This is a genomic window from Xanthobacter wiegelii, assembly GCF_043193855.2.
GTDB classification, from domain to species: domain Bacteria; phylum Pseudomonadota; class Alphaproteobacteria; order Rhizobiales; family Xanthobacteraceae; genus Xanthobacter; species Xanthobacter flavus_A.
The window spans coordinates 3,894,278-3,920,170 of record NZ_CM195529.1 but is presented as its reverse complement, the minus strand read 5'-3'; the positions used below and the strand labels follow the sequence as shown (position 1 = coordinate 3,920,170).

Genomic DNA, 25,893 nt, shown 5'->3' with positions numbered 1-25,893 from the left:
AAACGCCATGCACCGTGTCGCCGCGCCGCTCAACCCGGCCGGCCATGCCCGCTCCTGGTACACGGCGACGGCCACCGCCTTCCCCGCTTTCCCGCCGCTGAAGGGCACGGTGCGCGCGGATGTGTGCATCATCGGCGCCGGCTATACGGGGCTGTCCGCCGCCCTTCATCTCGCCGAGGCCGGGTTCAAGGTGGTGGTGCTGGAATCCGCGCGGGTGGGCTCGGGCGCCTCCGGGCGCAACGGGGGGCAGCTTCACAGCGGCCAGCGCCGCGGCCAGGACTTCCTGGAAAAGGCCGTGGGGAAAGACGACGCCCACAAGCTGTGGGACCTCGCGGAAGAGGGCAAGGCGCTGGTGCGCAGCCTCGTCGCCCGATACGACATTCCGTGCGACCTGCGGGACGGGCTGATCCTCGCCGATCACAAGGCCCGGTACGTTCCGGACAGCTACGATTACGCCCGCACGCTGGCAACGGACTACGGCTATGACGCCCTGGTGCCGCTGTCCCGCGACGAGATTCGCGCCATGGTCGGCACCTCCGCTTATTACGGCGGTCTCCTGGACAAAGGTGCCGGGCATCTGCATCCGCTCAATTTCGCCCTCGGCCTCGGCGCGGCCGCCGTCGCGGCCGGTGCTGAGATTCACGAGGGCACGCGCGCCAGCAAGGTCGCGGATGCCGGCGGCGTGACCGTGACCACCGATACCGGCGGCAGCGTCATGGCCGACATGCTGCTGGAGTGCGGCAACGGCCTCATGGACGGCCTCGACCGGGCGGTCGACGCCCACGTCATGCCCATCTGCAACTACATCGCGGCCACGGAGCCCCTGGGCGAGCGGGCCCGCGAGATCATCGCCAATGACGCGGCGGTGGCGGACAGCCGGTTCGTCATCAACTATTTCCGCCTCTCCGCCGACGGGCGGCTTCTGTTCGGTGGTGGCGAAAGCTATCGGCGCGGGCTGCGGCCGGATGTGGCGGACTTCGTGCGGCCGTTCATGCTGCGCATCTTTCCGCAACTCGGCGACGCGCGCATCGACTATGCCTGGGGTGGCGTGCTGGCCATCACCATGTCGCGGCTGCCCTTCGTGCGGCGGATGTCGCCGAACGTCCTCGTTTCGGCGGGCTACAGCGGGCAGGGCGTGGCGCTGGCGCCGCTGTTCGGCAAGATCCTTGCCGAGGCCGTGCAGGGACAGCTTTCCCGCTTCAATCTGCTGGGCCGCCTTCCGGTGCCGCCTTTTCCCGGCGGCACCCTGCTGCGCACCCCGCTGATGATGGCGGGCCTCAGCTACTACGCCCTGCGTGACCGGCTCTGAGCGCTCAGTCTCAGTTCAGTCCGCCGAGGCGCCTCGCCTCGACTTAGTTCAATCCCCCGAGGCGCTTCGCCTCGGCGAGGGCCTTGAGGCAGCCGGCCTCGTCGCCCGCCGCCTGCAGGTTGATGGCCTGATTGAGCGCGCCCAAGGCGCCTGAATCCGGCTGGGTCAGGCCCGCCGCAGCCAGCGAGCTTGGCGTCGCCTGCTGATCGGTCTGGGCCGCGATGGACTGCTCCTGCTCCGGCGGCTTCTTGGGATGCGGCAGCCGCTCCTTGAGCGCCGCCTGGACGGAAACGATCTGCTCGAGGCAGGCCTGCGCGCGCGCCGGGGCGGCGAACGCGATCAGCACCAGCGCCGCAATCAGCGCGCCAGCGAAACGGGACGCGGAATCATGAGCCATTCTCGACCTCGGCCACAGGCAGCGGGGTGCCGCCATGCCGGCAGCGTCCCCTTGAGTCGCGGGCCGACCCGCCCGCGCCGCGAGCATAGCGAGGCCCACGGCGCGTTGGAATGCGGCGCTGCGACGGGCTGGCGCCCGGAATGGCGCCGGGAATGGCGCCTCAGTGCCCTTCCCCCGCCGCGCGACGGCGGCGGACCAGCATGTTGAGCGCCTCGATGGCGGTCGAAAAGCCCATGGCGGCGTAGACGTAGCCCTTGGGAACGTGGGCGCCGAAGCCTTCGGCGATCAGCGTCATGCCGATCATGATGAGGAAGCCCAGCGCCAGCATCACCACAGTGGGGTTCGACTCGATGAAGCGCGCCAGCGGGTCGGCGGCCAGCAGCATGCAGGTCACCGCCGCGATCACGGCGATGATCATGATCGGGATATGCTCGGTCATGCCCACGGCGGTGATGATGCTGTCGATGGAGAACACGAGGTCGAGAATCAGGATCTGCACGATGGCGGCGGTGAAGCCGATGGTCACCTTGCTGTCCTTCACGTCCTCCGCGTGGGTGCGCGGGTCCACGTTGTGGTGGATCTCGGTGGTCGCCTTCCACACCAGGAACAGGCCGCCGGCGATGAGGATGAGGTCGCGCCAGGAGAAGGCGTGGCCGAACACCTCGAAGATGGGCGCAGTGAGCCGCACGATGATGGCGATGGTGCCGAGGAGGCCGAGGCGCATGATGAGCGCGAGGCCGATGCCGATGCGCCGCGCCCTGCTGCGGTATTGCTCCGGCAGCTTGTTGGTGAGGATGGAGATGAAGATCAGGTTGTCGATGCCGAGCACGACTTCCATGGCCACCAGCGTCACCAGGGCGACCCACGCGGCGGGATCGGCCGCGAGTTGGAGGAGGTAGTCCATCTAGGAGGTGCCTTCAGCGAGGGGTTGCGATGAATTCTGGACCGCGCCGCCGGCTTCACGCTCGGGCTGGGGCGCGGACTGTGGCGGCGCGTGGACGCGGATGGCGGCGGGCCGGATGCTGAAATGCGCCGGTGTGTAGGTGACCAGCTCGCCGTCGGTATTGACCGGACGGGGACGGCTGGTGCGCACCACCACCTTCCGCGTGCGGAAGGCCCGCACATCGTCCCACTGGCCCTGGGTGCCGTTGCGCAGGGAGGGCAGGAGGGCGAGGAGGCGCCACCAGTGGTCCACCTCCAGGCTGTAGAAATCGAGCTGTCCGTCGTCGGCGGTGGCGTTGGCCTCCACCGTCATGCCACCGCCGTAGTGGCGGCCGTTACCCACGGACACCTGAAGGGTCCGCACCGCCTCGGCCGTTCCGTCATGCTCGATGTAGGCGGTGAACAGCCGCGACTGGATGAGCAGGCGCGCAGCGACGATGCCGTACCCGACCACGCCGAAATAGCGCTTCGCCTCGCGTGTGAGCGCGCGGGCGAGATCGGCGGAGAAGCCGATGCTCGCGACATTGAGGAAGGGGTGGCCGTTGACGTCGCCGAGATCGATGAAGCGCGGCGGATGGGCCAGGATGACCCGCGCCGCCGCCATGGGATCGGTGGGAATGGAGAGCGTGCGGGCGAAGTCGTTCGCCGTGCCAAGCGGCAGCACTCCGAGCGGAAGCTGGGTGTCGAAAAGACCGGAGGCGGCGGCGTTGAGCGTTCCGTCGCCGCCGCCGATGATGACAAGGTCCACTGCGTCCGCGCGGGCGCGCAGGAGGTCGGAGATCTCGCCGGCTGGCGGCAGCGGGGCTTCCAGGAGATCAAGACCGGTCTCGAGCAGGGCGCGCACGCCATCGAGCGGTAGCGCGCCGCCGCGGGCGTGCGGGTTCACCATGAACAGCGCGCGCCGCCGGGTCTTGGGGCCTTGCTCGGTCATGCTGACACGGGGCTCGGCAATGGGAAGGAAACCATGGGGCCTCTGGACGGAGCGCGCAAATCACGCCTGATCCGACATCACGCAGAAAATCTGCGCCAGAGGGGCCCGGACCAGTGAGCGGAGAAATGGGGCGTGGAAGCAAGCCGCCAAGAGGGTGTGGCGGAATGTCGCGAGCCAGCGGCGTCTCGGGAAGAGATCGGCGGTTCGGGCTTTCAGGAGGAGAAGATCAGAGGGAGGAGAGCGGGGGCGTTGCTCTCCTCCCTCTACATCCGGTCAGCGCCAGGGTTGCGGCACCTGGAAATGACCGAACTCCTCAACCGGGAAAGGAGGGAGGAGAGCGGGGGCGTGCTCTCCTCCCTCATTTCAATCAGCACCTGGGTTGCGGTTCCAAGGGGCTGACCGAACGGTTTGGTTCGATGAACATTGACATATCGCACCGCTTTCGGCAAAGCAACAGCGAACTGAACGGTTCGGTCACAAAAATTCTTGCGAAGGCCTTCCGGGCGGTGACCCCGCGTTCGCTCGCATGGCCTGTCGTCGGCACTAAAGCGACCCGTGTGGCATCGTTGCCATGGCCGCGGTGCAAGGCGCTTCGGGGGCCGTCAATGCGCTTGCGCGCAGGATGGGCGATGACCGAGAACGAAGACATGACGAAGAGACGCGCAGGATGATGGACAGGGACGGCGATATCGCCCTCGAGCCTAGACAGGCGATCGGCTCGCAAGAGAGCGCACCGGGTGATGCGCACGAAGGCGCGTCCGGCGCGGGCCAGGATCCTGAAAAGCGCAACCAGATCCTCGCCGGCGCGCGGCAGGTGTTCTTCGACCGCGGCTTCGATGCCGCCAGCATGGGCGACATCGCCCGCGCGGCCGGGGTCTCCAAGGGCACGCTCTACGTCTATTTCGAGAACAAGGACGACCTCTTCGCCGAGCTCGTCTCCAGCGAATGCTGCGAGACCGCCGAACGCATGTTCGTGGTGGATCCGGATGAAGAGGATCTGGAGGCGGCGCTGACCAAGATCGGCCGCTCTTTCGTCGCGGCCATCCTGCGTCCCAGCAGCATCGCCCTGCTGCGGACCGTCATCGCCATCTCCGGCAAGTTTCCCGACGTGGGGCGACGCTTCTTCGAAGCCGGCCCGTGCGCAGGCATTTCGCGCCTCTCGGTGTTCCTGCGCATCAAGGTGCAGCAGGGCCTGCTCGACATCGAGGACGTGGATCAGGCGGCCAGCCAGTTCCTCACCCTCTGCAAGGATGGCGTGACCATTCCCGTCCTCGTCGGCGCGCCGGATGCGCCCGATCCGGCGGCGGTGGAGAAGTCGGTGCGCGGCGCGGTGCGGGTGTTCCTGCGCGCCTATGGCAGCGACCGGCGCACCGCGCCCTGATCTCACGCGCCCGGCAGCACAAGCCTGCCCTCTGCATCGAACGGAAAGAAGGGATTGTGGGCGACCTCCCACAGATGCCCGTCGGGGTCGGCGAAATAGCCGCTCGTTCCACCCCAGAACGCCTTTTGCGCCGGCTTCACCACGCGCCCGCCCGCCGCTTTCGCCCGCGCGATCAGGTCCCCGGCCTCTTCCGGTGAACCGACGTTGCAGGCGAGCGTCACGCCGGAGAAGGCCTGCGGCGGGGTGTCGTCCAGCGTCGCGTCCGCCGCGAGGCGATCCCGGGGAAAGAGGCTCAGCACCACATTGCCGGCGTGGAAGAAGGCGACGTTGCCCGCTTCTCCCTCTGCCGCTGCGCTCTCCCTGAGGCCGAGCGCGCGGTAGAAGGCGGCGGCCCGCGCGAGGTCAGATACGCCGAGCGTGACGAGATGAAGCCTGAGGTCCGGCGCGGTCATGGCATTCCTTACGCGAAGAGGTCGAGCTGCTCGCCCGGCTGCTTTGGGCGGCGGAAATGATCGGTGGTGAGCTTCAGCCCGCGTCCGGCGAGGCCGAGCCGGCGAGCCGCGATCTCGAACCGGCGGCCCACCGTCCACGCATAGGGACCATCCCCGCGCCCCCTCTTGCCGAAGGTTGAGTCGTAATCCTTCCCGCCATGCATCTGGCGGATCAGGTTCAGCACATGGCGGGCCCTGTCCGGGAAATGCGCCACGAGCCATTCGCGGAACAGGTCGGCGATCTCCAGCGGCAGGCGCAGCATCACATAGCCGGCCTCGGACGCCCCGGCGGCCTTGGCGGCATCGAGGATGCGCTCGATCTCCATGTCGTTCAGCGCCGGGATGAGCGGGGCCGTGAGGACGGCGGTGGGGATGCCGGCATCGGTGAGGCGACGGATGGTGCCGAGGCGGACATGGGGGCTGGCGGCGCGCGGCTCCATCGTGCGGGACAGGTGCGGGTCGAGCGTGGTCATGGAAATGGCGACCTTCGCGAGGCCCTTCTCCGCCATGGGCCCGAGGATATCGATGTCGCGCACCACCAGCGCCGACTTGGTGACGATCCCGACCGGATGGCCGAAATCGGCCAGCACCTCCAGGATGCGCCGGGTCAGCTCATAGCGCCGTTCGATGGGCTGGTAGGGATCGGTATTCGTCCCCATGGCGATGACGCGCGGCTTATAGGACGGGTGCGACAGCTCCCGCGCGAGCAGTTCCGCCGCGTCCGGCTTCACGAACAGCTTGGTCTCGAAATCGAGGCCGGCGGAGAGGCCCTGATAGGCGTGGGTCGGCCGCGCGAAGCAATAGATGCAGCCGTGCTCGCACCCCCGGTAGACGTTGATGGAGCGGTCGAAGGCGATGTCGGGCGACTGGTTGCGGGTGATGATGGTGCGCGCCCGCTCCTCCGTGACTTCCGTCCGGAAGGGCGGCAGGTCTTCCAGCGTCTGCCAGCCGTCGTCGAACAAGACACGGGCGGCCGGCTCGAAGCGCCCGGCCGCGTTGGACACCGCGCCCCGGCCACGCCGCCGCTCGGCCTCCACCCCCGTCCCGGTCTCGCCGTCGAGAGCAGCGGGCAAGGAATCTGGCAAGGAATCTGGCAGCGCAGGGGCGGCCGCCCGCCGTTCCTCTGCGAGACGCCCCATGATCCGCTCGGCGCGCGTCTTGATCGGCGGGGAGGCGATGCGCGCGCCGCCGGACATGGCTTTAGGCTGGGCGGCCTTCGATTGTGTGGCATTGGTCTGCGCGGCCTTGGCCGTCAGCGGGTGAAGTGGCGCGGCAATTGGTCCCCCCGGGACGGGCGGGGCGGCGGTGCGCGGGCCGTGGGAATCGCGTGCGGGGCTCATGCTCAAAAAGCTAGCACCGAAACCGGAACATAACAAGAACATTGCCAACTCGGCGATCGACTGGCGGATCGCGTCGTTTAATCTGGAATACTGTACACCAGAAGGCAGTTGCCAGACATTCCCATCTCCGGTAAAGGCCTCAGAAGACGCTTAGGAGCAGGGGGATAAGATGGCTGAACACGCCACGATCGAATATGCCACGGCAGACGGTAACGATTATCCCGAGCACGAGCGCACGTACGCCATGTTCACGGCCCTCGCCAAGTGGGGCACCATCGGCGTTGCTGCCATCCTCGTCCTGATGTGGATTTTCCTCCTCTGACCCGCTGAGCGGCCGGAGCACCGGAGAGATCAAGCAATGAAAATCGCTGTTCCCGCCGAGATCGATCTCGGCGAGCCGAGGGTTGGCGCGACCCCGGATACGGTGAAGCGTCTCGTCGCACTCGGCGCATCCGTGGCCGTGGAGAGCGGCGCGGGCGTGAAGTCCGGCATTCTCGATTCCGACTTCGTGGCGGCAGGCGCCACCATCGCCCCGTCGGCATGGGACGCGCTCAACGGCGCGGAAGTCGTACTCAAGGTCCGCCGGCCGACGGAAGCCGAACTTTCGTCTTACAAGCCCGGCGCCCTCGTGCTCGCCATCATGGATCCCTACGGCAATGACGCGGCGCTGGCCGCGATGGCCAATGCCGGGATCGCTTCCTTCGCCATGGAGCTGATGCCCCGCATCACCCGTGCGCAGGTGATGGACGTGCTCTCTTCGCAGGCCAACCTCGCCGGCTATCGCGCGGTGATCGATGCGGCCGCCGAGTTCAACCGCGCCCTGCCGCAGATGATGACCGCCGCCGGCACCGTTCCGGCCGCGCGCGTCTTCATCATGGGCGCGGGCGTCGCGGGCCTTCAGGCCATTGCAACCGCTCGCCGCCTCGGCGCCATCGTGACCGCCACGGACGTGCGGCCCGCCGCCAAGGAACAGGTTGCCTCGCTCGGCGCCAAGTTCGTCGCGGTGGAGGACGAGGAATTCAAGCAGGCCGAGACAGCGGCCGGCTACGCCAAGCCCATGTCGGCGGAGTACCAGGCCAAGCAGGCCGCGCTCGTCGCCGACCACATCAAGAAGCAGGACATCGTCATCACCACCGCGCTGATCCCGGGCCGGCCCGCGCCGCGCCTGGTGACGGCGGAGATGGTGGCCTCCATGAAGCCGGGCTCGGTGCTGGTCGACCTGGCAGTCGAGCGCGGCGGCAACGTGGAGGGCGCGGTGCCCGGCCAGGTGACGTGGGTGGGCGATGTGAAAATCGTCGGCCATCTCAACGTGCCGGGCCGCATCGCCGCCTCGGCGTCGCCGCTCTACGCCAAGAACCTGTTCAACTTCTTCGAGACGATGGTCGACAAGGCGTCCAAGGCGCTGGCCGTCAAGTGGGACGACGAGCTGGTGAAGGCCACGCTCCTCACCCGCGACGGCGCCATCGTGCATCCGAACTTCGCACCCAAGAATCCCGCAGCGAGCAGCGAGGGAGCGGCCTGATGAATCCCGCCACAGCCCAGTCCGCGGCGGACGCCGCACTTCAAGCCCGCACCGCCGCCGAAATCGCGCGGCAGGCCGCGGAAGCCGCGCAGCTCTATGCCGACCAGGCGGCCTCCGCCCTCGGCGCTGCCGCCCACGCGGCGACCGGAGGGGCCATCGACCCCTTCGTGTTCCGCCTCTCCATCTTCGTGCTCGCGGTGTTCGTGGGCTATTACGTGGTGTGGTCGGTGACCCCGGCGCTGCACACCCCGCTCATGAGCGTCACCAACGCCATCTCGTCGGTCATCGTGGTGGGCGCGTTGCTCGCCGTCGGCGTGACCACGGTGGGCGATTCCAGCCACGCCTGGGGCGCGCGCATCTTCGGCTTCATCGCCCTCGTCTTTGCCTCGGTGAACATCTTCGGCGGGTTCATGGTGACCAGCCGGATGCTCGCCATGTACTCCAAGAAGAAGTGAGGCGAGGCCCATGACCGCGAACCTCGCCGCCCTGCTCTACCTCGTTGCAGGCATTCTCTTCGTGCTGGCCCTGCGGGGCCTCTCCCATCCCACCACCTCGCGCCAGGGCAACCTGTTCGGCATGGTGGGCATGGGCATCGCCGTCCTCACCACGCTCGCGCTCTCCCCGCCGTCCGACGGGGTCGGCTGGGTGCTGGTGCTCGCCGGCATCGGCATCGGCGGTGGCGTCGGCGCCGTGGTGGCCAAGCGCATCGCCATGACGGCGATGCCGCAGCTGGTCGCCGCCTTCCACTCGCTGGTGGGCTTGGCCGCCGTGCTCGTCGCCGCGGCCGCGCTCTATGCGCCGCGCGCCTTCGGCATCGGCGATCCCGGCCACCTGCACGCGGCGAGCCTCGTGGAGATGTCGCTGGGCGTGGCCATCGGCGCGATCACCTTCACCGGCTCGATCATCGCCTTCGCCAAGCTCAACGGCAACATGAGCGGCAAGCCGATCATGCTGCCGGCGCGCCACCTCATCAACGGCGGCCTCGCGCTGCTGCTGCTGATCCTTATCGTCGCGTTCGTGCTCACCGGCTCGATCACGCTGTTCTGGATCATCACGGTGCTGTCGCTGGTGCTCGGCGGCCTGCTCATCATCCCCATCGGCGGCGCGGACATGCCCGTCGTGGTGTCGATGCTGAACTCCTACTCGGGTTGGGCGGCGGCCGGCATCGGCTTCACCCTCGGCAACACCGCGCTCATCATCACGGGCGCGCTGGTGGGCTCCTCGGGTGCGATCCTGTCCTACATCATGTGCAAGGGCATGAACCGGTCCTTCATCTCGGTGATCCTCGGCGGCTTCGGCGGTGACGCCGGCGCCGCGGGCGCCGCCGGGCACGTGGAAGCCCGCCCGGTGAAGCAGGGCTCCGCCGACGACGCCGCCTACATCATGAAGAATGCCGAGAAGGTCATCATCGTCCCCGGCTACGGCATGGCGGTGGCGCAGGCCCAGCACGCGCTGCGCGAGATGGCGGACCTGCTCAAGGAGGAGGGCGTCGAGGTCAAGTACGCCATCCACCCGGTGGCGGGCCGCATGCCGGGCCACATGAACGTCCTGCTCGCCGAGGCCCAGGTGCCTTACGACGAGGTGTTCGAACTGGAGGACATCAACTCCGAGTTCGCCCAGGCGGACGTGGCCTTCGTGATCGGCGCCAACGACGTGACCAACCCGGCGGCGAAGACCGATCCGCAGTCGCCCATCTACGGCATGCCCATCCTCGACGTGGAGAAGGCCAAGACCGTTCTCTTCATCAAGCGTGGCATGTCGGCGGGCTACGCCGGCGTCGAGAACGAGCTGTTCTTCAAGGACAACACCATGATGCTCTTCGGCGACGCCAAAAAGGTCACCGAAGACGTGGTGAAGGCCTTCGGTCACTAAAGACGCCTTAATCTCGAACGAGATGGAGCCGCCGGATCACGAGGTCCGGCGGCTTTTTCTTTGCGCTGCCGGCGATTGCGGCGGATGCGCTGCCCTCCGGTGCGGGCGCTGAGCGTGGCGTTTCCCGCCACAATTTGCGCCATATCCTTGACTGCCCACCACTTCTTAACCAGAAGCACATACCGTGGAACCTGGGATTCGAACGGCGACTGCGGGGATCGGGGGACGATGACACGCTGGACCCATGGACTGGTCAATCGGCTTGTCCTGTCGTGCGACGTCGTCATGGCGGCGCTTGGCGCGATCATCGCCCATCTGCGCTGGGACTTCCTGTCCTGGAGCCAACTTGCCATCCTTTGGGCGTTTGGCATTTTCGTCTATGTTCAAGTCTTGCAGATCGGCCGCGGCTACCGGGTCGAGCACTATGTCCGCCCGTTGCGGCAGATCGGCCATATCATCGTCGGTGTCGTGCCGGCGGGCGCGGTCATCGCGGTCTGCTATTACGCGCTGATCCCCATCGGCCAGACCAATCTGTGGGCGCTCCTCGGCTGGGGCGTCGCCACCACCCTCATGCTCATCTTCGGCCGCCTCGTGCTGGTGCGGATCGGCATGTCGCTGGTGCAGACGCACGAGGTGCTGCGCCGGAACGTCGTGGCCATCGGCGATCTCGGCCGCGCCCGCGACCTCGTGCGGCGCTATGAGGAGGAGGAGGGCAACACCGGCCTCCTCAGCTTCGTCGCGCTCTTCGACGACGGCCACATGCCGGGCGCGCCCCTGCCGCCGCCGGGTCCCGATGGTCTGCCCGTGCTGGGCGGGCTGAAGGATCTGCTCGAGTATGTGAAGCACAATCCGGTGGACATCGTGGTGGTGGCCAAGAGCTGGAACGATCCGGCGGCCATCAGCGCCATCGCCAACCAGATGTACCAGATCGCCGCCGACGTCATCGTCGAGCTGGACCCTGACCGCTTCACGCTCAACTACGCCAACCTCACCCGCATCGCCGGTGAGCCGGCCCTCCAGGTGCAGCAGCAGCCGCTCAAGGGCTCGCTCGGCCTGCTCAAGGGGGTGGAGGATTACGTGGTGGCGGCCATCGGCCTGCTCATCACCGCGCCGATCCTCATCGGCGCGGCCATCGCCATCAAGCTGGACTCGCCCGGCCCCATCCTGTTCCGCCAGCCGCGCGTGGGCCTGAACAACCGCGTGTTCCAGTGCTACAAGCTGCGCACCATGCGGGTTGACCCCACCGACGACGGCTCCAAGGGCACCAGCAAGAACGACCCGCGCATCACCAAGGTCGGAAATTTCCTGCGGTCTACGTCCATCGACGAACTGCCCCAGCTCATCAATGTGCTGCGCGGAGAGATGAGCGTGGTTGGCCCGCGTCCGCACGTGCCGAACATGAAGGTCGCCACCAACGTCCGCTACGAGGCCATCAGCCAGTATGTGGCGCGCTACCGCATGAAGCCGGGCATCACCGGCTGGGCGCAGATCAACGGCATGCGCGGGGGCATCAACACCCTGGAGAAGGCCGAGCGCGGTGTCGAGCTCGACCTCTTCTACATCGAGCACTGGTCCATATGGTTCGACATCAGAATCATGCTGCTCACCGTCACCAAGGGCATGGCTGGCCCCTCGGTGTTCTGAGCATCGCGCTTCTCGCCCTGGTTCTGACCGTCGCATCGGCGGCGCGGGCGCAGGCGAGCGACCGGCCGTTCCTCGCCTACCTCGCCTCTTGGACGGAAGTGACGACCCAGGCGCCCGCCGAGACAATGCTCGCGCGCCTGCCCGGCTATTACACCCATGTGGCGCTGGGCTTCGTGAAGCCCGATCTCGCCTATTCCGGAAATCTCGACCTCTCGGGCACCGGGCTGGCCTTTCCTTATTCGGGCGTAGTGCTGAAGGGCGCGATCGCTGAACTGAAAGCCCGGCACCCCTCGGTCCGGGTGCTGCTCGCCGTGGGCGGCTGGGGCTACTTCGGCTGGGACGCCCGCGATTTTAAGGCGCTGGCGCAGCTCGTGCGCGATCTCGGTGCCGACGGCGTGGACCTTGACTACGAGACCGCCGATGCCGGATGCGTGCGCAAGCCAGAGGGCGGCATTGCCTGCGCAGACGATCTCCGGTCCATCGCCGTGCTGGCCGATTTGCGGGCCGCGCTGCCGCGACCCTTGGTGGTCAGCGTCGCCGGCTGGAGCGTGGGCGCCTATGGCGAAGGCCGCTTCGCCTCCGCCGAGCCGCGGTTCGGGCCGTTCGTGGGCATGATGCGCGCGATGCTGAAGGCGCCGGAGGCGCAGGGCATCGACCTCGTCTCCATCATGTCCTACGACGCCGGGCCAACCTACAGCCCCGAGGAGGCATTCCGCGCCTATCGCAGCCTGTGGCGGGGGCCGCTGGCCCTTGGCATCGCCGTGATGCCGTCCGAGGCGGGAGGCCCGCGCTTCACCATCGACCGCACGGCCCGGCTGCTGTCCCAGGTGATGGCGGATCCCAAGGCGGGGGCCATGCTCTACGGCCTCGGCCTCGTGCCGCCCGGCCCGACCGGCCCCGACAATCCCGACTATCGTAGCCTCTCCCTCGCCATCTGCGTCACGCTGGAGCGTCCCGGCTGCGACCAGCTGGTGCCCTGATCATCCGGCTGGCGGGAGATCGAGCGCCGCGACGAAATCGAGCAGGTTGCCGCCCGGGAACAGGTGCCCCGCGATCCCAGCCGCCGCTGCCGCCGCCATGTCGGAGGGCTGGTCGCCGATCAGCAGGCTCGCCTCCGCCGCGACCGGCCAGTGGGCCATGAGGTCGAGGATCATGCCCGGCGCCGGCTTGCGCCAGGGGTGGGCGGCGCGATAGGCCGCCACCGTCGCCTCGGGATGGAAGGGGCAGTAGCGCCAGTCATCGATCCGCGCGCCGTCCTGAGCGAGGTCTTGCGCCATGAAGCGGTGAAGCGCCACCACGTCCGCCTCGCCGTAAAAGCCGCGCGCAACCCCTGACTGGTTGGTCACCACGAACACCAGATAGCCGAGATCGTTGAACCGCCGCACGGCCTCGCGCGCGCCCGGGGTCCATTCCAGATCCTCGGCCCGGTGGGCATAGCCGGTGTCCCGGTTGAGCACGCCGTCGCGATCGAGGAAGACCGCGGGACGGCGGTGGGGCTGGCCGGTCAAGTCGTGTTGCCTCAGGTCCGATCGAGGAAAGTATCCGTGCGGTTTCGCAGCACGCGGGCTGCAACCTCCGGGCTATTCATGCGCGCCTGAAAATATCTGAAGTATCTTCAATGTAAATTCACTGGAGCCATGTCATTCTGGGCGTCGACGCGCTCCGATGGGAGCGGTGTCTGGCGGGTTTCCACCTCGTTTCCGGAGCTGTGGGGAGCACCGGGAAGGGAGTGAGTTCTGACGACGTTCAAGTCCATTCTTGAAGGCCGCATGCCGCGGCTGTTCGCATTGGCCTGCCCATGGATCGACGAGCGCGTTGCGCGCGATCCCGCGAGCGAGGTCAGGCTGCTGAAGCTTCTGGTGTCGCCGGGGGAAACGGTGTGCGACATCGGCGCCAATCGTGGCCTGTTCACCTACTGGCTGCTGAAGGGCGGGGCGCGCGTGCTCGCCTTCGAGCCGAACCCGCGCCTCGCGCGCATCCTGCGCCTGCGCTTTCCCGCCGAGCTCGCCGATGGCCGGCTGCGCCTGTTCGAGACCGCGCTGGGCAGCACCCGTGGCGAGGCGGTGCTGCACATCCCGCAGGGGATGTCGCCGCTCGCGACCATCGACGGCAATCTCGCCAACGGCCTGTCGGGGACAGTGGACGACGTGCCGGTGGCGCTCAACCCGCTCGATGCGTGCGTGGACGTGCCGGTGAGCTTCATCAAGCTCGACGTGGAGGGCTATGAGAGCGCCGTCCTTCAGGGGGCGACCCGCGTTCTCGCGGAGAGCCGGCCGACCCTGCTGGTGGAGGCCGAGGAACGGCACCGGGCCGGCGCGGTGGCCGACGTGGCGCGGATGCTGGCACCGCTCGGCTATGAGGGCTTCTTCCGCCTCGGGGGCGCCATGAGGCCGCTTTCCGCCTTCGATCCCGTCATCCACCAGAACCGCGAGGCGCTGGTTCCCGACGGGTCCCGCACGCGACGCGATGCGGTCTACGTCAACAATTTCGTTTTCGCCGCGCGGCCGGAGATCATCGCGCGGCTGAAGGACTGGACGGACTGACGCCCCGGCACCGCCGGGGCGCATACAGTTCGCCAAAAGCCGCCGGGCGATGCCTCAGGCGGCCGGCGCGCCCCCTTCCGAGAGCACGCGGCCCTGCGGATGCAGCGCCACATAGTTGCCGAAGGCGGTGGGGCAGGTCGCGAGCGGCTTCAACGCGCCGTTATCCTCCATCTGGAAGAAGCGATAGCCGTGCGCGGCCAGCGCATTCCAGGCCGCCTCGGTGTCGCCGCCGTCCGCCACGAGGGTCGGGCAGTTCATCTCGAAGATGACGGTCGGATGGAAGGCATCCAGCGTCTTCGCCGCGCCGCCGATCACCCGGTCCTCGGCGCCTTCCACGTCGATCTTGATGCAGTCGACGCGCGCCACGCCTGCGTCCGCCACCAGATTGTCGAGGGTGGTGATCTCCACTTCCTCGCTCTCGGTGCTGGTCCCGTCATTGATGAGCGAGAAGGCCTGCGGGTCGTCGCCGAGCGGATTGTGGAACAGCACGGCCTTGCCCACCGCGTCGGAAATCGCCTTGGGCACGATGGTGACGTTCTTGAAGCCGTTGAGCGCCAGGTTCTGCTTGAGCTGCTGGCCCGCGTCGGCGCCGGGCTCGGCCGCCACCACGCGGCTCACGATGGTCGCCGCCTTCAGGGTGAACAGGCCGATATTGGCGCCCACGTCCACGAACACGTCGCCGGGCCGCAGGAACTTGTCGAGATAGCGCACCTCGGGCTCCACATTGTCGCGGAGCAGATAGATGGAGGTGGTGGTGAAGCGCAGGTCAGCCGGCAGCTTCAGCCGGGCGCCGGGGGTGATCTCGGCGATGGGGCTGCGCCCGAGGGCCACGTGCAGGGCGAGGGAGATCGCGCGTCCCGTCACCGTCAGAGGGGCCTCGCGGAATGCCGGTTCGTTCACGAGCTTCTTCACTCGTCTCAACATCTTGAAACCCCCTCACGCTTCTCGCCGGTCGCGGACCGGAACGCCTGCCGGACACCGGGCCGCCCGGCCCCCCGCTGGGCGGTGCAGCATCGGTCATGAATGTAGGAATAGACAGACCTTGCCGGGGTTCGGCAAGGCGGGAAAGGTAACTTGCGGCGAAAAAGCCGGGGGCCGGGCGCCCGGTTCATCCCGGCCGCTCGGCCGTGGCCTTGCCGGGTACCGGGCGCCGGCCGCTCATGACCCGCAGCAGCGGCCGTTCGACCCAGAGATGGACCAGCACGGAGATCACCATGGCCGCGCCCACGGCAGTGACGCCGCAGGCGATGTAAAGCGCGGGCCCGGAGAGGGGCAGGGATGGCGCGAGGCGCACGAACACCTGCCCCACGGCGGAGAGCACCATGCCGTGCACGAGATAGAGCGAATAGGAGGCGTCGCCCAAAAGCGCCAGCACGGCGACCCGCGGCACCGGGCGGGCCCGTTCCAGAACCAGCGCGCCCGCCACCACCATGGCCGCCGGCACGCCCCAGCGCAGCCACCGCGTCTCCGGCGGCACCTCTCCCTGCGACAGCAGAGAGACGAAGCCGCAGGCGATCAGCACGAAGCCCCAGCCGCGCGGAATGGGCGCGCCGTTCAGATACCAGAGCCCGAGGCCCAGGCCGAAGACGAACTCCAGCATGATGGACGAGGTGTAGAAGGCGAAGAAGGTGTTGTCGCTCGGCAGGGCGAGGCCGAGGACGGAAAGGCCCGCGATGACCGCGCCGACCCCCACCAGCCGGCGTTCCTGCGGGAGCAGGAGGGCGATGCCCCAGAGCAGGTAGAAGAACATCTCGTAGTTCAGCGTCCAGCCGGGCACCACGAGGGGCTCCAGCGTCCCCAGCACCGGGTGGCGGGCGGGCAGGAACAGATAGGAGGCGATGATGTGCCAGGCCTCCGCCTTGCCGCTCTTCACAAGCTGTGGTGCGAAAAGGAGCAGCGCGAGGCTCGCGGTGGTCACGATCCAGTAGAGCGGGACGATGCGCACGAGACGCTTGTGGTAGAAGCTCCCGGTATAGCCGTCGCGCCCGTAGGTGGTGACCAGCATCAGGAAGCCCGACAGCACGAAGAAGATGTCCACGCCCGCCGCGCCCGATTGCGGCCATGGCGCTTCCAGGCCCAGCCGCTGAAGCGGCGCGCCGAGATGGAACACCACCACCATGAGGGCGGCGATGGCGCGCAGGACCTGCAGCGACTCAAGCATTCCGGCCTCCCGACCGCTCAACCTGCGCGCGGGGGGCGCCCGAGCGTGACATGACGCGCACCGCGCCCGCCGATGCGCAGGGCGTGACGCGAGACGGAATGAGCCTCCGCGCCCCGGCTGAAGCCGGACGGCGGCGTCATCGGCGCGACGGGCGCGGCGCGCCGCTGGCGGTCGAGATACACGATGAGCGCCATGACCACGCCGAGTTCTCCGGGGGTGAAAACCACCGAATACACGGCCGAGCTGACGATGAGGTAAAGCACATAGTCGGCGAGGGCGAGGGTGAAGGCGTCGGTGAGGTCCCGCGTCAGCCGGAACACATAGACGAAGCACCAGCCGTAGAGCACGGCGAGCAGCGCCGCGCCGATCACCCCGTACTCGAAGATCACGCCGATCCAGCCGAGGTCGGCGATGAAGAACTGCTCGTTGCCGAAGATGTCGTTGAGCGTAGTGGTGCTGAAGCGGGTGGTGGCGCCGACGCCGAAGGTCCAGCGCATGGGATCGTCGCCAAGGAAGCCGAACGCCAGCGCCGACGAATTCTGCCGCACCGAGAGCGAGGCGCCGAGCGCGTTGGTCGCCCCGTCGAGGGAGCCCGAGAACAGGCCGAGCTTGTAGGCGACAAGGCCCGTGCCCGCGGCAGCACCCACCAGCGCCGCGCCGATGACGAGGCGCCGGAGCATGGGCGGCAGGGACATGGTCATGCCGAAGGCGACCACCACAACCGCGGCGCCGATGGCGGCGCGCTGCTTGAAGATGAACAGCATGGGCAGGAAGGACGCGGCCACGCCGAGCGCGAACAGCACGTTGCGCCGCAGGATGAAGGAGCGGGCGAGGAAGAACACCAGGATCATGCCGAAAAACATGGGCATGTAGACGCGATAGCCGCGCTCGAGATCGTAGAGCAGCAGCTTGCTGTCCGCGGGATTGTCGGAATACCAGGAGGTCGGTGCCGCGAGATAGATCAGCACCATGAGGATGAAGGTGGCCGCGCCGAACGCCAGCACGATCTTGCGGATGCTGGAGGGGTTCACGGCGAGGAGGGCGAGCAAGGCTGAAAGGCTGAAATAATAGGTGAAGGGCCACGCCTTGATTGTGGTGGTCAGCGCGTCGAGGAAGCCGTTGCCGAGCTGGATCATCGACACCAGCGGCGTGAAGCCGAGCGCGTAGGCGAGCACGGCGAGGAAGGCGCCGCTCACCGGCAGCCTGAGCCGCGCCACGGCATAGAAAGCGAGCGGCAGGGTGAGGAAGGGCCAGGCCTTCGACAGCAAATAAGGCGGCGGATACTCGTTCAGATAGTAGAAGACCTGCGCGAACAGCGGCAGGGTGCCGGCAAGCACGAACTTGGCGACGAGCGCCGCGTCGTGGTCGAGACCGGCATCGGCGGCGGAGAAGGCCGCCACATTCCGCCGCAGGGGCATCACCACCCGCGGACGGGTGACGGGGCTCCTGCCTTGCGTGCCGGTGCCGCCCGGGCCGGGAGTGTCCGCCGCCCCGCCCGCCATCAGGGGCGGTCCGCCGGGGCCGGCTTCATGCCATAGGCGGCGGGATCGAGCTTCGCCTTCGCCGCGACCCGGAAGATGGGCAGCGAATCCACGAACACACGTTCGATATGGGTGCCGGGGCTCTGGACCAGGCGGTAGAGCCATTCGAGGCCGAGCTTGCGGAAGGCGGGGCTCGCCCGCTGCACCAGCCCGGTGAGGAAGTTCAGCGCGCTGCCGACGCACAGGCCGGTGCCGACCGCCTTGCCGCGCGTGCGGATCATGTGGGCGAGATATTCCGACCGCGGCGCGCCCACCACGAGGAAGACATAGCGCGCCGGGTGCTCCTCCACGAAGCGGATGGTCGCTTCCACCGCCTGCGGATCGTCGATGAAGCCCATGGGCGGCACGTGCATGTGGAGGGTGCGCAGGCCGTAGCGCTCGATGAGGCGGCGCTTCATCTCGTCATTGCCGCCGATCACCGTCACCGCGTCGTCGGGCGTGATGACATGCTCGAACAGGTAGGTGGTCAGGTCGCTGCCGGGGCACAGCGGGATGTCCAGGCCGAAGACGTTGCGGGCGAGCCAGTGGGGTGCCGAGCCATCGAGGGTGTTGAGGCCGGCGCCCTCGAGCGCGGCGGCGAAACGTGCATCGCCGCGCTCGTTGAGCCGCACCAGATGGGAGGCGTTGGATGTCACCACATAGGCGAACGGCGCTCCCGGCGGGCGGGTGGCGATGGCCTTGGCCGCGCCGGCCACGTCCAGGCAGTCAAATGGCACCTTCAGGAAGGTCTGTGTCCGGACGGAACCGGCCGCCTCGCTCTCCGCGAACATGATGGTCCAGCCTTTTGGGTGCCGCTCGGCTGGCGGCACGGATGATGCGCGGCCGCAGCCCGTCGGCGCAGGTCTACTGCAGAAGCGAGCTTGCGCCGCCGGTCTGGGTGTAGGAGCCGATCGTATAGCTGAACTGACGCTGGAACGGCACCACCTTGGTGATGAACTGGTCAATCCAGAGATTGACTTCGGCGATGGAGGAGCGCGGCACGTAGATGATGTCGCCGGTCACCAGCGGCACGTCGTTGGCGTCGAATCCGGTCTGGATCACGTCGCGCACGTTGATGAGGCGCAACATGGGCTCGTTGTTGGGGCCGCGGCGGATGAGGGCGACCTGTCCGGTGCGCGCCTCCTCGGTGAAGCCGCCGGCCTGGAGAATGCCCTGCAGCACGCTGGTGCCCATGTCGGCCAGCTTGAAGGCGCCGGGGTGGGCCACCATCCCGCCCACATAGACGCGGGCGGAGACCGCCTCCTCCAGCGACACCACCACCTTCTGGTCGACGAGTTCCTTGCGGGACTCGCGGCGGATGTAGTCCTGCACGCTGGACAGGCTGCTGCCTTCCACCCGGATCTGGCCGATCGCCCGCGGCGCGATGGATCCATCGGGACCGACGGTGAGATCCTCATCCATTTCGCGGGTGATGAAATACTTGACCTTGATCTTGTCGCCCGGACCGAGCCGATAGCTCGGCACCTGGTCCGTCCACGGCTTGAAACGGTCGGAATTCACCTCGGTGAAGCGCAGTTCGTGTCCGGTGGTGAAGGGCTCCGTGCCCGTGCTCTGGGACGTCGCGATGGCGGCGCAACCGTTGAGAATACAAAGGCTCGCGAGGACGAGCCCGATGCGCCAAGGGGCGGCGGCACGGCGGCGGGACGCAGCGCCGGTCATCTCCGGTGCCGTTCCGCGCGCGGTGTCTCTCCCGTCGCACTTTGGCAAGACCATCGATAACCCCCGGAACGAATCATAAGCGAATAGTTAACGCGCAAACAAACCGTGTGTCGGCTGCCATTGGCGAACCGTCAACAGATGAGCCTGCGGCGAGAACCGTCGAACGTGGTAAAGGCACCCTAAAGGGCCATGGTTAACGTTCGCTTATTGGCGGGGCAGCGCCTGCTGCGGTGCAGAGAAGCCTTTGACGCTCAAATGCATAAGGGGCGCTAATGCGCCCCTTTGTCGTGGTGTCTTGCAGCTTCAGGGTGCAGATTAGGCGCGCCTATACAGCCAGTTGGGAAGATAATAGCGGCGGCCGAGGAAGATGAAGCCGAACAGGAGCCCGCCGCTCTCGATCACAGAATCACGCAGGTGGATCGCGGCCGGCTTGCGGGTGCGCTCGGCCTGCACGGCCATCACATTGCCGTCCACGAGCTGGGAGAAGCGCTGGGTGACGAGGGAGGCGCGCGGCAGGTTGGAGCAGACGACGATGCAGTCGAACGCCTGCTTCAGCTCGGCCATCATCATCTCTGCCTCGGCGATGGGCAGGCGCAGGTCGAGGAGCGGCGAGCGGTCGGCCTCCGCAGCGACCCACAGCAGCGGAACCGGCGTGGCGGCGACCGCGACACCACCGCGCACCGCGCTGTCCGCCCCGACGAGCGGATAGGGCGTCGCCGAGCATAGATCGACGAAGAGGGTGCGCTTCTGGCGCTGGCGCGCGAACTCCTCGGCGAGGGAGCGCGCGAACCACGGCAGGGCGTCATCGTCCTCGGGGGACAGGAAGTGGATGGCGCGGAGCGGCTGGTCATCGATCCGGGTGTCGAGGAGGAGGGTGGCGCAACTGCTGATGGCCCGCTCCGTGGCTAGGGAGTCCGGCTGCTCCCCGGTGTCGTCGAGCACGGCGATGGCCGGCATTCCGAGCGCCCGCTCGGCCTCGCCCGGCATGATGAAGGACGTGCGCAGGGTGGAGGCGATGGCGCCCGCCGCGCCGCCGAACAGCAGGCCGGCGAACAGGCCGGCCGCCACCAGCGGCAGCGCCAGCGAGCGCTTGGTAACGGCGGAGCCCGCGTCTTGCACCACCCGCACCGACGACTGGCGCGACTGGGCCGCGGCCTCCTCGATGGAGGCGGCCACCGCGCGGCGCTGATATTCGCGGAAGCCCTCGCCGAGGGAATCGCGCCGGCGGTTCAGCTCGATGAGGGGGGTCTCAGCGGCGCGCAGGGCGGCGAGGCGCTCCTCGGCCACCCGCTGCTGCTGCACCAGCTCGTCCTTCTGGCGGGAGAGCGAGTCCTGCTCCACCCGCAGGCTCAGGATCATGTTCTGGATGTAGTTGACCTGCGGATTGCGCACCGCGCGATCGGTGTTGTAGCGCCGTTCCGAGCGGCTCTTGATGCGGGCGCGGATGGTGGCGATCTGCCGGTCGAGATCGCGCAGCAGCTGGCTTCCGGGCGCGTACTGGGACGACACGCGGTCACGCTCGAGCAGGAGCTTGGTGAGAGTGTTGTTGTCCTCGTCGCCGGGCAGGGCGTCGGTCTTCTCGGAGAAGTCGAACACCGAGTCCGGCAAGGCGGCGAGCTGCTTCTCCGCCTCGGTGAGCTGGGCGGTGACGGCGACCTCGCGCTCGGCCACCTGGCGGCGGCGCTGGAGGATGCCGTCCACCTGGTTGGACGCAAGAATGGCATCCTGGCTGAACTCGATGATCCCGACCTTGGCCTTGAGCTTCTCGATCTGGGCATCGACGGAGCTGAGATCCTGGCGGAAGCGCTCCACCTCCAGGTTGAGGATCTTGGCCGTGGGGTTCTCGAACAGCCGGCGCCGGACGGAGAGATAGTTCTTCACCAGCGCATCGGCGGCCTCCACAGCCACCTCGCGGTCGGGATTGGTGAAGCTGACGCGGATGACGTTGGAATCCGCCAGGACCGAGGCCCTCAGGCTCGCCTGGAAGCGCTCCACCGCCTTGTCCATGGCGTCCTTGTCGGAGCTGAACATGCGGGTGATGGCGGAGAAGCGGCCGGGCGGGAACAGTCGGTCCACGCCCACCTGCTCCACCGTGGCGCGCACCACGTCCGCGCTCTCGATGATCTGCACTTCGGATTCGACCTGCTTGAGGCCCTCGATGCTCAGCACGGAGGGACCCGAATCGGTCACGTTCTGGGAATTGGAGACCTCGCGGCTCACGATGACCATGAGCAGGCTGGAGGCGGTGTATTCGGTGCGGCTCGTCGCTGCCGCGCCGATGGCGATGGCGAACGGAAGCGCGGCCGCGAGCAGCACGATGCGGATGTGGTAGAAGGTGGCGATCAGGAAGTCGCGGACCGTAAACCCGAGGGATCCGGTCGCGACGGCTGGGGACGAAACCGTTGCGTCCGGCTGCGCCGCGTGCGGCATCAACATGCTTCCCCCTGAATGCTCCGCGGCGCCGGCCAGCTCTCTGGTCATCACTTCGCACCTCGGCTGAGGCGCGGCAGAACGGTCGAAATCTCGCCGTGAGACTGCCGGAGCGCCATTACTTTAGCGTTAACCACCTGTTGCGAAAAGCGATGCACCCCCGCTCGAATTCACGTCTCAGAAGGCGCGCGGCATGGTGCGCAGAACCGCCAGCGCCGAGCCGATGGCGAGCTGGGAGGCGAACACGGCCGTGGCGATGGCCGCGCCGACCATGCCGAAGGGCGGGATGAGCAGCACGCACAGGATCAGGCAGACCACCGTCTGCGCCACCGTGAGCCAGCGCAGCAAACCGCCGTGGCCGGCCATGGCCAGCACGATCTCCTGGCAGGGCAGGAGGGCATAGACCAACTGGCCCACCGCGAGGATGACCAGCGCGGTGGCCGCGATCTCGAAGCCCGGGCCCACCAGATGCAGGATCATCGCAGGGAAGAAGAACATCCCGACCAGCAGCGGCGCGCTGAACACCGCGATGGCCAGGCGCACCTTGCGGTTCAGCTGGCGCAGCGCGTCCCACTGGCCCTGCCGGTGGCGGGCGGCGAAGGACGGCGCCGCCACGCTGCCGATGGAGGCGCTCACAACCCAGGTCAGCATGGAGATGCGGCTCGCCACGCTGAAGGCGCCCACCTGCGCCGGTTGGCCGAAGGTGGCGAGCAGAAGCACCGGCAGGGAGGGCAGGAGGATCTGCACCGTCTCAACCACTGCCAGCGGCATGGCCGTGCGCCACAGGGCGGGCAGTTGCTCCGCCGTGCCGTCCACATCGGAGGGGGTGTCCACGAAGCGGTGGCGATCCCGCCAGACCAGCACGAGGCCGATGAGCGTGGCCGCGACGTTGGCTGCAGCCAGCGCGATCAGAATGCCCTCGAGGGAGTGAACCCCGGCGAGCAGCGCCGCCAGCGTGAAGCAGGGCCAGAGCCCGTTCTGCACCAGCTGCCCCCAGGCGCTCTTGTGCAGGCCCATCAGCGCATTGCCGACGAAATAGCACATGGCCTGGGGCAGGATGATGAAGGCGGCGAGGAACAGGGGGCGGGCCGCCTCGGGATCGCGGAAGAGGCGGGTGGCGATCGGCTCCGACAAGGCGCCGGTGATGAGGGAGACGACCAGCCCAATAACCAGCACGGCCACGCCGCCGGTCAAGAGGGCGTGCCGGGCGGCGCGCCCCTTGCCGATGGCGAGTTCTCCGGCGACGTGGCGCACAACGGCCCGCTCGAAGCCGCCGCGCGAGACGGTGGCGAAAACGCCAACCCAGGTGAGGCAGAGGAAGAAATAACCGGAGTCATGCACGCCCAGGACGCGCGCGCCGATCACGTAAAGGCCGAGCTTGCCGACCAGTTCGAGCCCGCGCGCCATCATGGCCGCGAGATAGATGCCGTAGGTGTTGATGAGCCCCGTGACGGAGCGCAACTGGGCGGCGCTCATGGACGGATCGATCCGGTGCCGTGAGCCGGGATGCCGAGGTCCGATCCCCGCGCGGTGCGTGTCCGCATCCGGCCCGCGCCCCTCTCGTCCGTTCTCGCCACCCGAGCCCCCGTCACCGCCATTCAGCCCCGGCGGGGTCGTGAACCTGCCGGTGCGGGACCGGTTCCGCAAAGCAGCATCCGGCCCTATGAGGGAGCATTAGTGCGCGCGCGTGCCCAAGGGAAGCGGTAGGTCGCGCAGGGCTTGCCGCTTTTTGGGGCGGGAACGGGCGGCACAGGCGACGGGGAACGGGAGGCGGCCGATGACGGAACAGACCGGACGCAGGCGAGGGGGGAGGACCCTCGCAGGTCGCAGCCTGATTGGCCTATTCGCCGGCCTGCTGATTTTCGTGCTGACGGGCGGCCCGGGGCGCGCGCAGGCCCCCATGCAGAGCTTCGGCGACATGCCGGCGCGGCCGCGCATCAACCCGGATGTGGACCCCTATCCGTTCGATCCGTTCCTGTCGCTGCGCATCTACCTGCGCCAGCGCCTGCCAGCCGGATGGTGGGCGCGCGACCCGGTCTACGACGCCGGCGCCTTCACCGTCGTCGTCAACATTCCGGAGAACTGGCGGGGCAATCCCACCTCCGCCATGCTCCAGCTATGCCCGCAGCCGACCAGCGCCCTGTGGCAGGGCATTAATCTGATCGAACTCAAACCGTTCTTTCACAAGAGCCCGTGGCCGTCGGTCACCTGCCGCAAGTGATCCAGGCGGCAAGTGAGCCGGGCGGCAAGTAGATCTGCCTTCGATTGGCGCCGGGCGCCGAAGCCTCAGAGATTGACCTCGCTGCGCAGCGAGCGGTGGACATGGACCGGGGCCGCCGGGGCCAGATGACGGCCCGACTTCCGCTCGAAGCCGAAGACGGCAGCCATGATGACGAAGGCGAAGAAGATGATGCTGCTCGCGGTGCTCAGCGTCAGCACAAGGCTGCCCAGCGCGACGAACATTTCCGAGGGGTGGGTGACCACCGCGAACAGGAACGCGAAGGCGAAAAGGGCCGGAAGAACGGCACGAACGATCCACATGGCGATGCCTCCGAATTGGCGCGGTCCAGCGCCAAAATGTCACGTATAATATTAACGTTAACACATATTTTACCATTTTGAGAAGCGCGCGCTGGCGCGGCTCGCGCTCGCCTGAAGAGCGGATAGCCGGCGGAGTTCCGGTGGAGAATTCGAAGGGGGAACGGGAGCTGGCAGGTCCGCGGACCCCGCGTCCGGCTGGCGCCTGGCCGCGACCGGCGCCTCCAGCCTTCAGCGCGCCAGCCCCAAAATGAAAGGACCGCCGCGCCGGTGAGGCGGGCGGTCCGGAAGAGCCGGCGATGTCGGGCGCGTCAGATCTGGCGCTCGACCATCATCTTCTTGATCTCGGCGATGGCCTTGGCCGGGTTGAGGCTCTTCGGGCACGCCTGGGCGCAGTTCATGATGGTGTGGCAGCGATAGAGCCGGAAGGGGTCTTCCAGATAGTCGAGGCGCTCGCCCGTCCGCTCGTCGCGGCTGTCCTTCAGCCAGCGGGTGGCCTGGAGGAGGGCGGCGGGGCCGAGATAGCGGTCGCCGTTCCACCAGTAGCTGGGGCAGGAGGTGGAGCAGCAGGCGCACAGGATGCACTCGTAGAGGCCGTCCAGCTTCTCGCGGTCGTCCTTGGACTGGCGCCACTCCTTCTCGGGAGCGGCGGTGTCCGTCTGCAGCCAGGGCTCGATGGAGGCGTGCTGGGCGTAGAAATTGGTGAGGTCGGGCACCAGATCCTTCACCACCGGCAGATGCGGCAGGGGATAGATGTTGACCACGCCCTTCACCAGCACCTCGTCCATGCCCTTGGTGCAGGCCAGAGTGTTGGTGCCGCCGATGTTCATGGCGCACGAGCCGCACACGCCTTCGCGGCAGGAGCGGCGGAAGGTGAGGGTCGGGTCGATCTTGTTCTTGATGTAGATGAGGCCGTCCAGCACCATCGGGCCGCAATCCTCGCGATCGACGTAATAGGTGTCGATGCGCGGGTTCTTCCCGTCGTCCGGATTCCAGCGGTAGATGCGGAACTCGGTCAGCTTCTTGGCGCCGGCGGGCTTCGGCCAGGTCTTGCCGGTCGTGACCTGCGAGTTCTTCGGAAGAGTGAGCTCAACCATGGGACGTCCTGAAGCGCTGGAGCGGTGACCGCCCGCAGGAATTCTTGCCATGGCCGCGCGCGGCGGGCCTTCGCCCCAGCGCGCGCGGTCGAGTG

General features: G+C 67.7%; 25 protein-coding genes. 10 read left to right on the top strand and 15 right to left on the bottom strand.

The features are described 5' to 3' along the window. Positions 1 to 7 precede the first annotated feature (7 nt). Positions 8 to 1,309 (top strand): NAD(P)/FAD-dependent oxidoreductase, encoded by a 1,302-nt coding sequence (locus V5F63_RS18275; protein WP_394100957.1) that lies wholly within the window; start codon positions 8 to 10, stop codon positions 1,307 to 1,309. A gap of 43 nt (positions 1,310 to 1,352) precedes the next feature. On the opposite strand, the gene V5F63_RS18270 is transcribed toward V5F63_RS18275, so the two are convergent. The 3 genes from V5F63_RS18270 to V5F63_RS18260 form a co-directional block, all read right to left on the bottom strand. Beyond that, a complete protein-coding gene (locus V5F63_RS18270) occupies positions 1,353 to 1,706 on the bottom strand; it encodes a hypothetical protein (RefSeq protein WP_394027912.1) in 354 nt (117 codons plus the stop codon). Positions 1,707 to 1,866: 160 nt separating this feature from the next. Beyond that, positions 1,867 to 2,610, bottom strand: a complete 744-nt coding sequence (locus tag V5F63_RS18265; protein WP_394100678.1) for a TerC family protein — start codon at positions 2,608 to 2,610, stop codon at positions 1,867 to 1,869. Then, positions 2,611 to 3,579, bottom strand: coding sequence for a lipid kinase (locus V5F63_RS18260; protein ID WP_394100679.1), 969 nt, complete (start codon positions 3,577 to 3,579; stop codon positions 2,611 to 2,613). Between the two features lie 667 nt (positions 3,580 to 4,246). Here V5F63_RS18260 and V5F63_RS18255 point away from each other — a divergent pair. Beyond that, positions 4,247 to 4,960 carry a TetR/AcrR family transcriptional regulator gene (locus V5F63_RS18255; protein ID WP_394100680.1) on the top strand — a complete coding sequence of 238 codons (714 nt, stop codon included), beginning with the start codon at positions 4,247 to 4,249 and terminating at the stop codon, positions 4,958 to 4,960. A 2-nt stretch (positions 4,961 to 4,962) separates the two neighbouring features. Here the strand turns inward: V5F63_RS18255 and V5F63_RS18250 are convergent, their stop codons facing one another. Together V5F63_RS18250 and V5F63_RS18245 are read right to left on the bottom strand one after the other, a co-directional pair. Further along, positions 4,963 to 5,412 (bottom strand): VOC family protein, encoded by a 450-nt coding sequence (locus V5F63_RS18250; protein WP_209484669.1) that lies wholly within the window; start codon positions 5,410 to 5,412, stop codon positions 4,963 to 4,965. An 8-nt stretch (positions 5,413 to 5,420) separates the two neighbouring features. Next, the gene (locus tag V5F63_RS18245; protein WP_394100958.1) at positions 5,421 to 6,590 is read right to left on the bottom strand and encodes a PA0069 family radical SAM protein; all 1,170 of its coding nucleotides are present in this window, start codon (positions 6,588 to 6,590) and stop codon (positions 5,421 to 5,423) included. Positions 6,591 to 6,960: 370 nt separating this feature from the next. On the opposite strand from V5F63_RS18245, the gene V5F63_RS18240 reads away from it, so the two are divergent. From V5F63_RS18240 to V5F63_RS18215, 6 genes are all read left to right on the top strand, one after another. Beyond that, positions 6,961 to 7,113, top strand: a complete 153-nt coding sequence (locus V5F63_RS18240; protein ID WP_024280402.1) for an aa3-type cytochrome c oxidase subunit IV — start codon at positions 6,961 to 6,963, stop codon at positions 7,111 to 7,113. 36 nt (positions 7,114 to 7,149) lie between these two features. Then, entirely contained in the window at positions 7,150 to 8,313 is a 1,164-nt protein-coding gene (locus V5F63_RS18235) for a Re/Si-specific NAD(P)(+) transhydrogenase subunit alpha (RefSeq protein ID WP_209484663.1), read from the top strand. After that, on the top strand, positions 8,313 to 8,768 hold the full coding sequence (locus V5F63_RS18230) for a proton-translocating transhydrogenase family protein (RefSeq protein WP_209484660.1): 456 nt from the start codon (positions 8,313 to 8,315) through the stop codon (positions 8,766 to 8,768). Before V5F63_RS18235 ends, V5F63_RS18230 begins: the two co-directional genes overlap by 1 nt. Positions 8,769 to 8,778: 10 nt before the next feature. Continuing rightward, entirely contained in the window at positions 8,779 to 10,185 is a 1,407-nt protein-coding gene (locus V5F63_RS18225; protein ID WP_209484658.1) for an NAD(P)(+) transhydrogenase (Re/Si-specific) subunit beta, read from the top strand. A gap of 228 nt (positions 10,186 to 10,413) precedes the next feature. Beyond that, positions 10,414 to 11,829 (top strand): exopolysaccharide biosynthesis polyprenyl glycosylphosphotransferase, encoded by a 1,416-nt coding sequence (locus tag V5F63_RS18220; protein ID WP_209484656.1) that lies wholly within the window; start codon positions 10,414 to 10,416, stop codon positions 11,827 to 11,829. Beyond that, positions 11,763 to 12,809, top strand: a complete 1,047-nt coding sequence (locus V5F63_RS18215) for a glycosyl hydrolase family 18 protein (RefSeq protein ID WP_509210805.1) — start codon at positions 11,763 to 11,765, stop codon at positions 12,807 to 12,809. The genes V5F63_RS18220 and V5F63_RS18215 overlap by 67 nt, the downstream gene beginning before the upstream one ends. On the opposite strand, the gene V5F63_RS18210 is transcribed toward V5F63_RS18215, so the two are convergent. Continuing rightward, a complete protein-coding gene (locus V5F63_RS18210) occupies positions 12,810 to 13,337 on the bottom strand; it encodes an HAD family hydrolase (RefSeq protein WP_394100681.1) in 528 nt (175 codons plus the stop codon). A 261-nt stretch (positions 13,338 to 13,598) separates the two neighbouring features. Here V5F63_RS18210 and V5F63_RS18205 point away from each other — a divergent pair, with 261 nt between their 5' ends. Continuing rightward, a complete protein-coding gene (locus V5F63_RS18205) occupies positions 13,599 to 14,372 on the top strand; it encodes an FkbM family methyltransferase (RefSeq protein WP_209484649.1) in 774 nt (257 codons plus the stop codon). Positions 14,373 to 14,426: 54 nt separating this feature from the next. Here the strand turns inward: V5F63_RS18205 and V5F63_RS18200 are convergent, their stop codons facing one another. From V5F63_RS18200 to V5F63_RS18170, 7 genes are all read right to left on the bottom strand, one after another. Continuing rightward, positions 14,427 to 15,272 (bottom strand): FkbM family methyltransferase, encoded by an 846-nt coding sequence (locus V5F63_RS18200; RefSeq protein ID WP_348634235.1) that lies wholly within the window; start codon positions 15,270 to 15,272, stop codon positions 14,427 to 14,429. A gap of 208 nt (positions 15,273 to 15,480) precedes the next feature. Next, entirely contained in the window at positions 15,481 to 16,533 is a 1,053-nt protein-coding gene (locus V5F63_RS18195; RefSeq protein WP_394027919.1) for an acyltransferase family protein, read from the bottom strand. A gap of 17 nt (positions 16,534 to 16,550) precedes the next feature. Further along, positions 16,551 to 18,035 (bottom strand): hypothetical protein, encoded by a 1,485-nt coding sequence (locus V5F63_RS18190; RefSeq protein WP_394100682.1) that lies wholly within the window; start codon positions 18,033 to 18,035, stop codon positions 16,551 to 16,553. Continuing rightward, a complete protein-coding gene (locus V5F63_RS18185) occupies positions 18,035 to 18,844 on the bottom strand; it encodes a WecB/TagA/CpsF family glycosyltransferase (protein WP_394100683.1) in 810 nt (269 codons plus the stop codon). The genes V5F63_RS18190 and V5F63_RS18185 overlap by 1 nt, the downstream gene beginning before the upstream one ends. A 73-nt stretch (positions 18,845 to 18,917) precedes the next feature. Beyond that, positions 18,918 to 19,733 (bottom strand): polysaccharide biosynthesis/export family protein, encoded by an 816-nt coding sequence (locus tag V5F63_RS18180; protein ID WP_245327215.1) that lies wholly within the window; start codon positions 19,731 to 19,733, stop codon positions 18,918 to 18,920. A gap of 315 nt (positions 19,734 to 20,048) precedes the next feature. After that, the gene (locus V5F63_RS18175) at positions 20,049 to 22,169 is read right to left on the bottom strand and encodes a GumC family protein (RefSeq protein WP_209484637.1); all 2,121 of its coding nucleotides are present in this window, start codon (positions 22,167 to 22,169) and stop codon (positions 20,049 to 20,051) included. A gap of 171 nt (positions 22,170 to 22,340) precedes the next feature. Further along, on the bottom strand, positions 22,341 to 23,639 hold the full coding sequence (locus tag V5F63_RS18170; protein ID WP_209484636.1) for a lipopolysaccharide biosynthesis protein: 1,299 nt from the start codon (positions 23,637 to 23,639) through the stop codon (positions 22,341 to 22,343). Positions 23,640 to 23,940: 301 nt separating this feature from the next. On the opposite strand from V5F63_RS18170, the gene V5F63_RS18165 reads away from it, so the two are divergent. Then, the gene (locus V5F63_RS18165; protein WP_209484634.1) at positions 23,941 to 24,384 is read left to right on the top strand and encodes a hypothetical protein; all 444 of its coding nucleotides are present in this window, start codon (positions 23,941 to 23,943) and stop codon (positions 24,382 to 24,384) included. 65 nt (positions 24,385 to 24,449) lie between these two features. Here the strand turns inward: V5F63_RS18165 and V5F63_RS18160 are convergent, their stop codons facing one another. Further along, the gene (locus tag V5F63_RS18160; RefSeq protein ID WP_209484631.1) at positions 24,450 to 24,704 is read right to left on the bottom strand and encodes a hypothetical protein; all 255 of its coding nucleotides are present in this window, start codon (positions 24,702 to 24,704) and stop codon (positions 24,450 to 24,452) included. A gap of 308 nt (positions 24,705 to 25,012) precedes the next feature. Next, positions 25,013 to 25,798: a succinate dehydrogenase iron-sulfur subunit gene (locus V5F63_RS18155; protein WP_209484630.1), complete on the bottom strand. Its 786-nt coding sequence runs from the start codon at positions 25,796 to 25,798 to the stop codon at positions 25,013 to 25,015. Between the last annotated feature and the right edge of the window lie 95 nt (positions 25,799 to 25,893).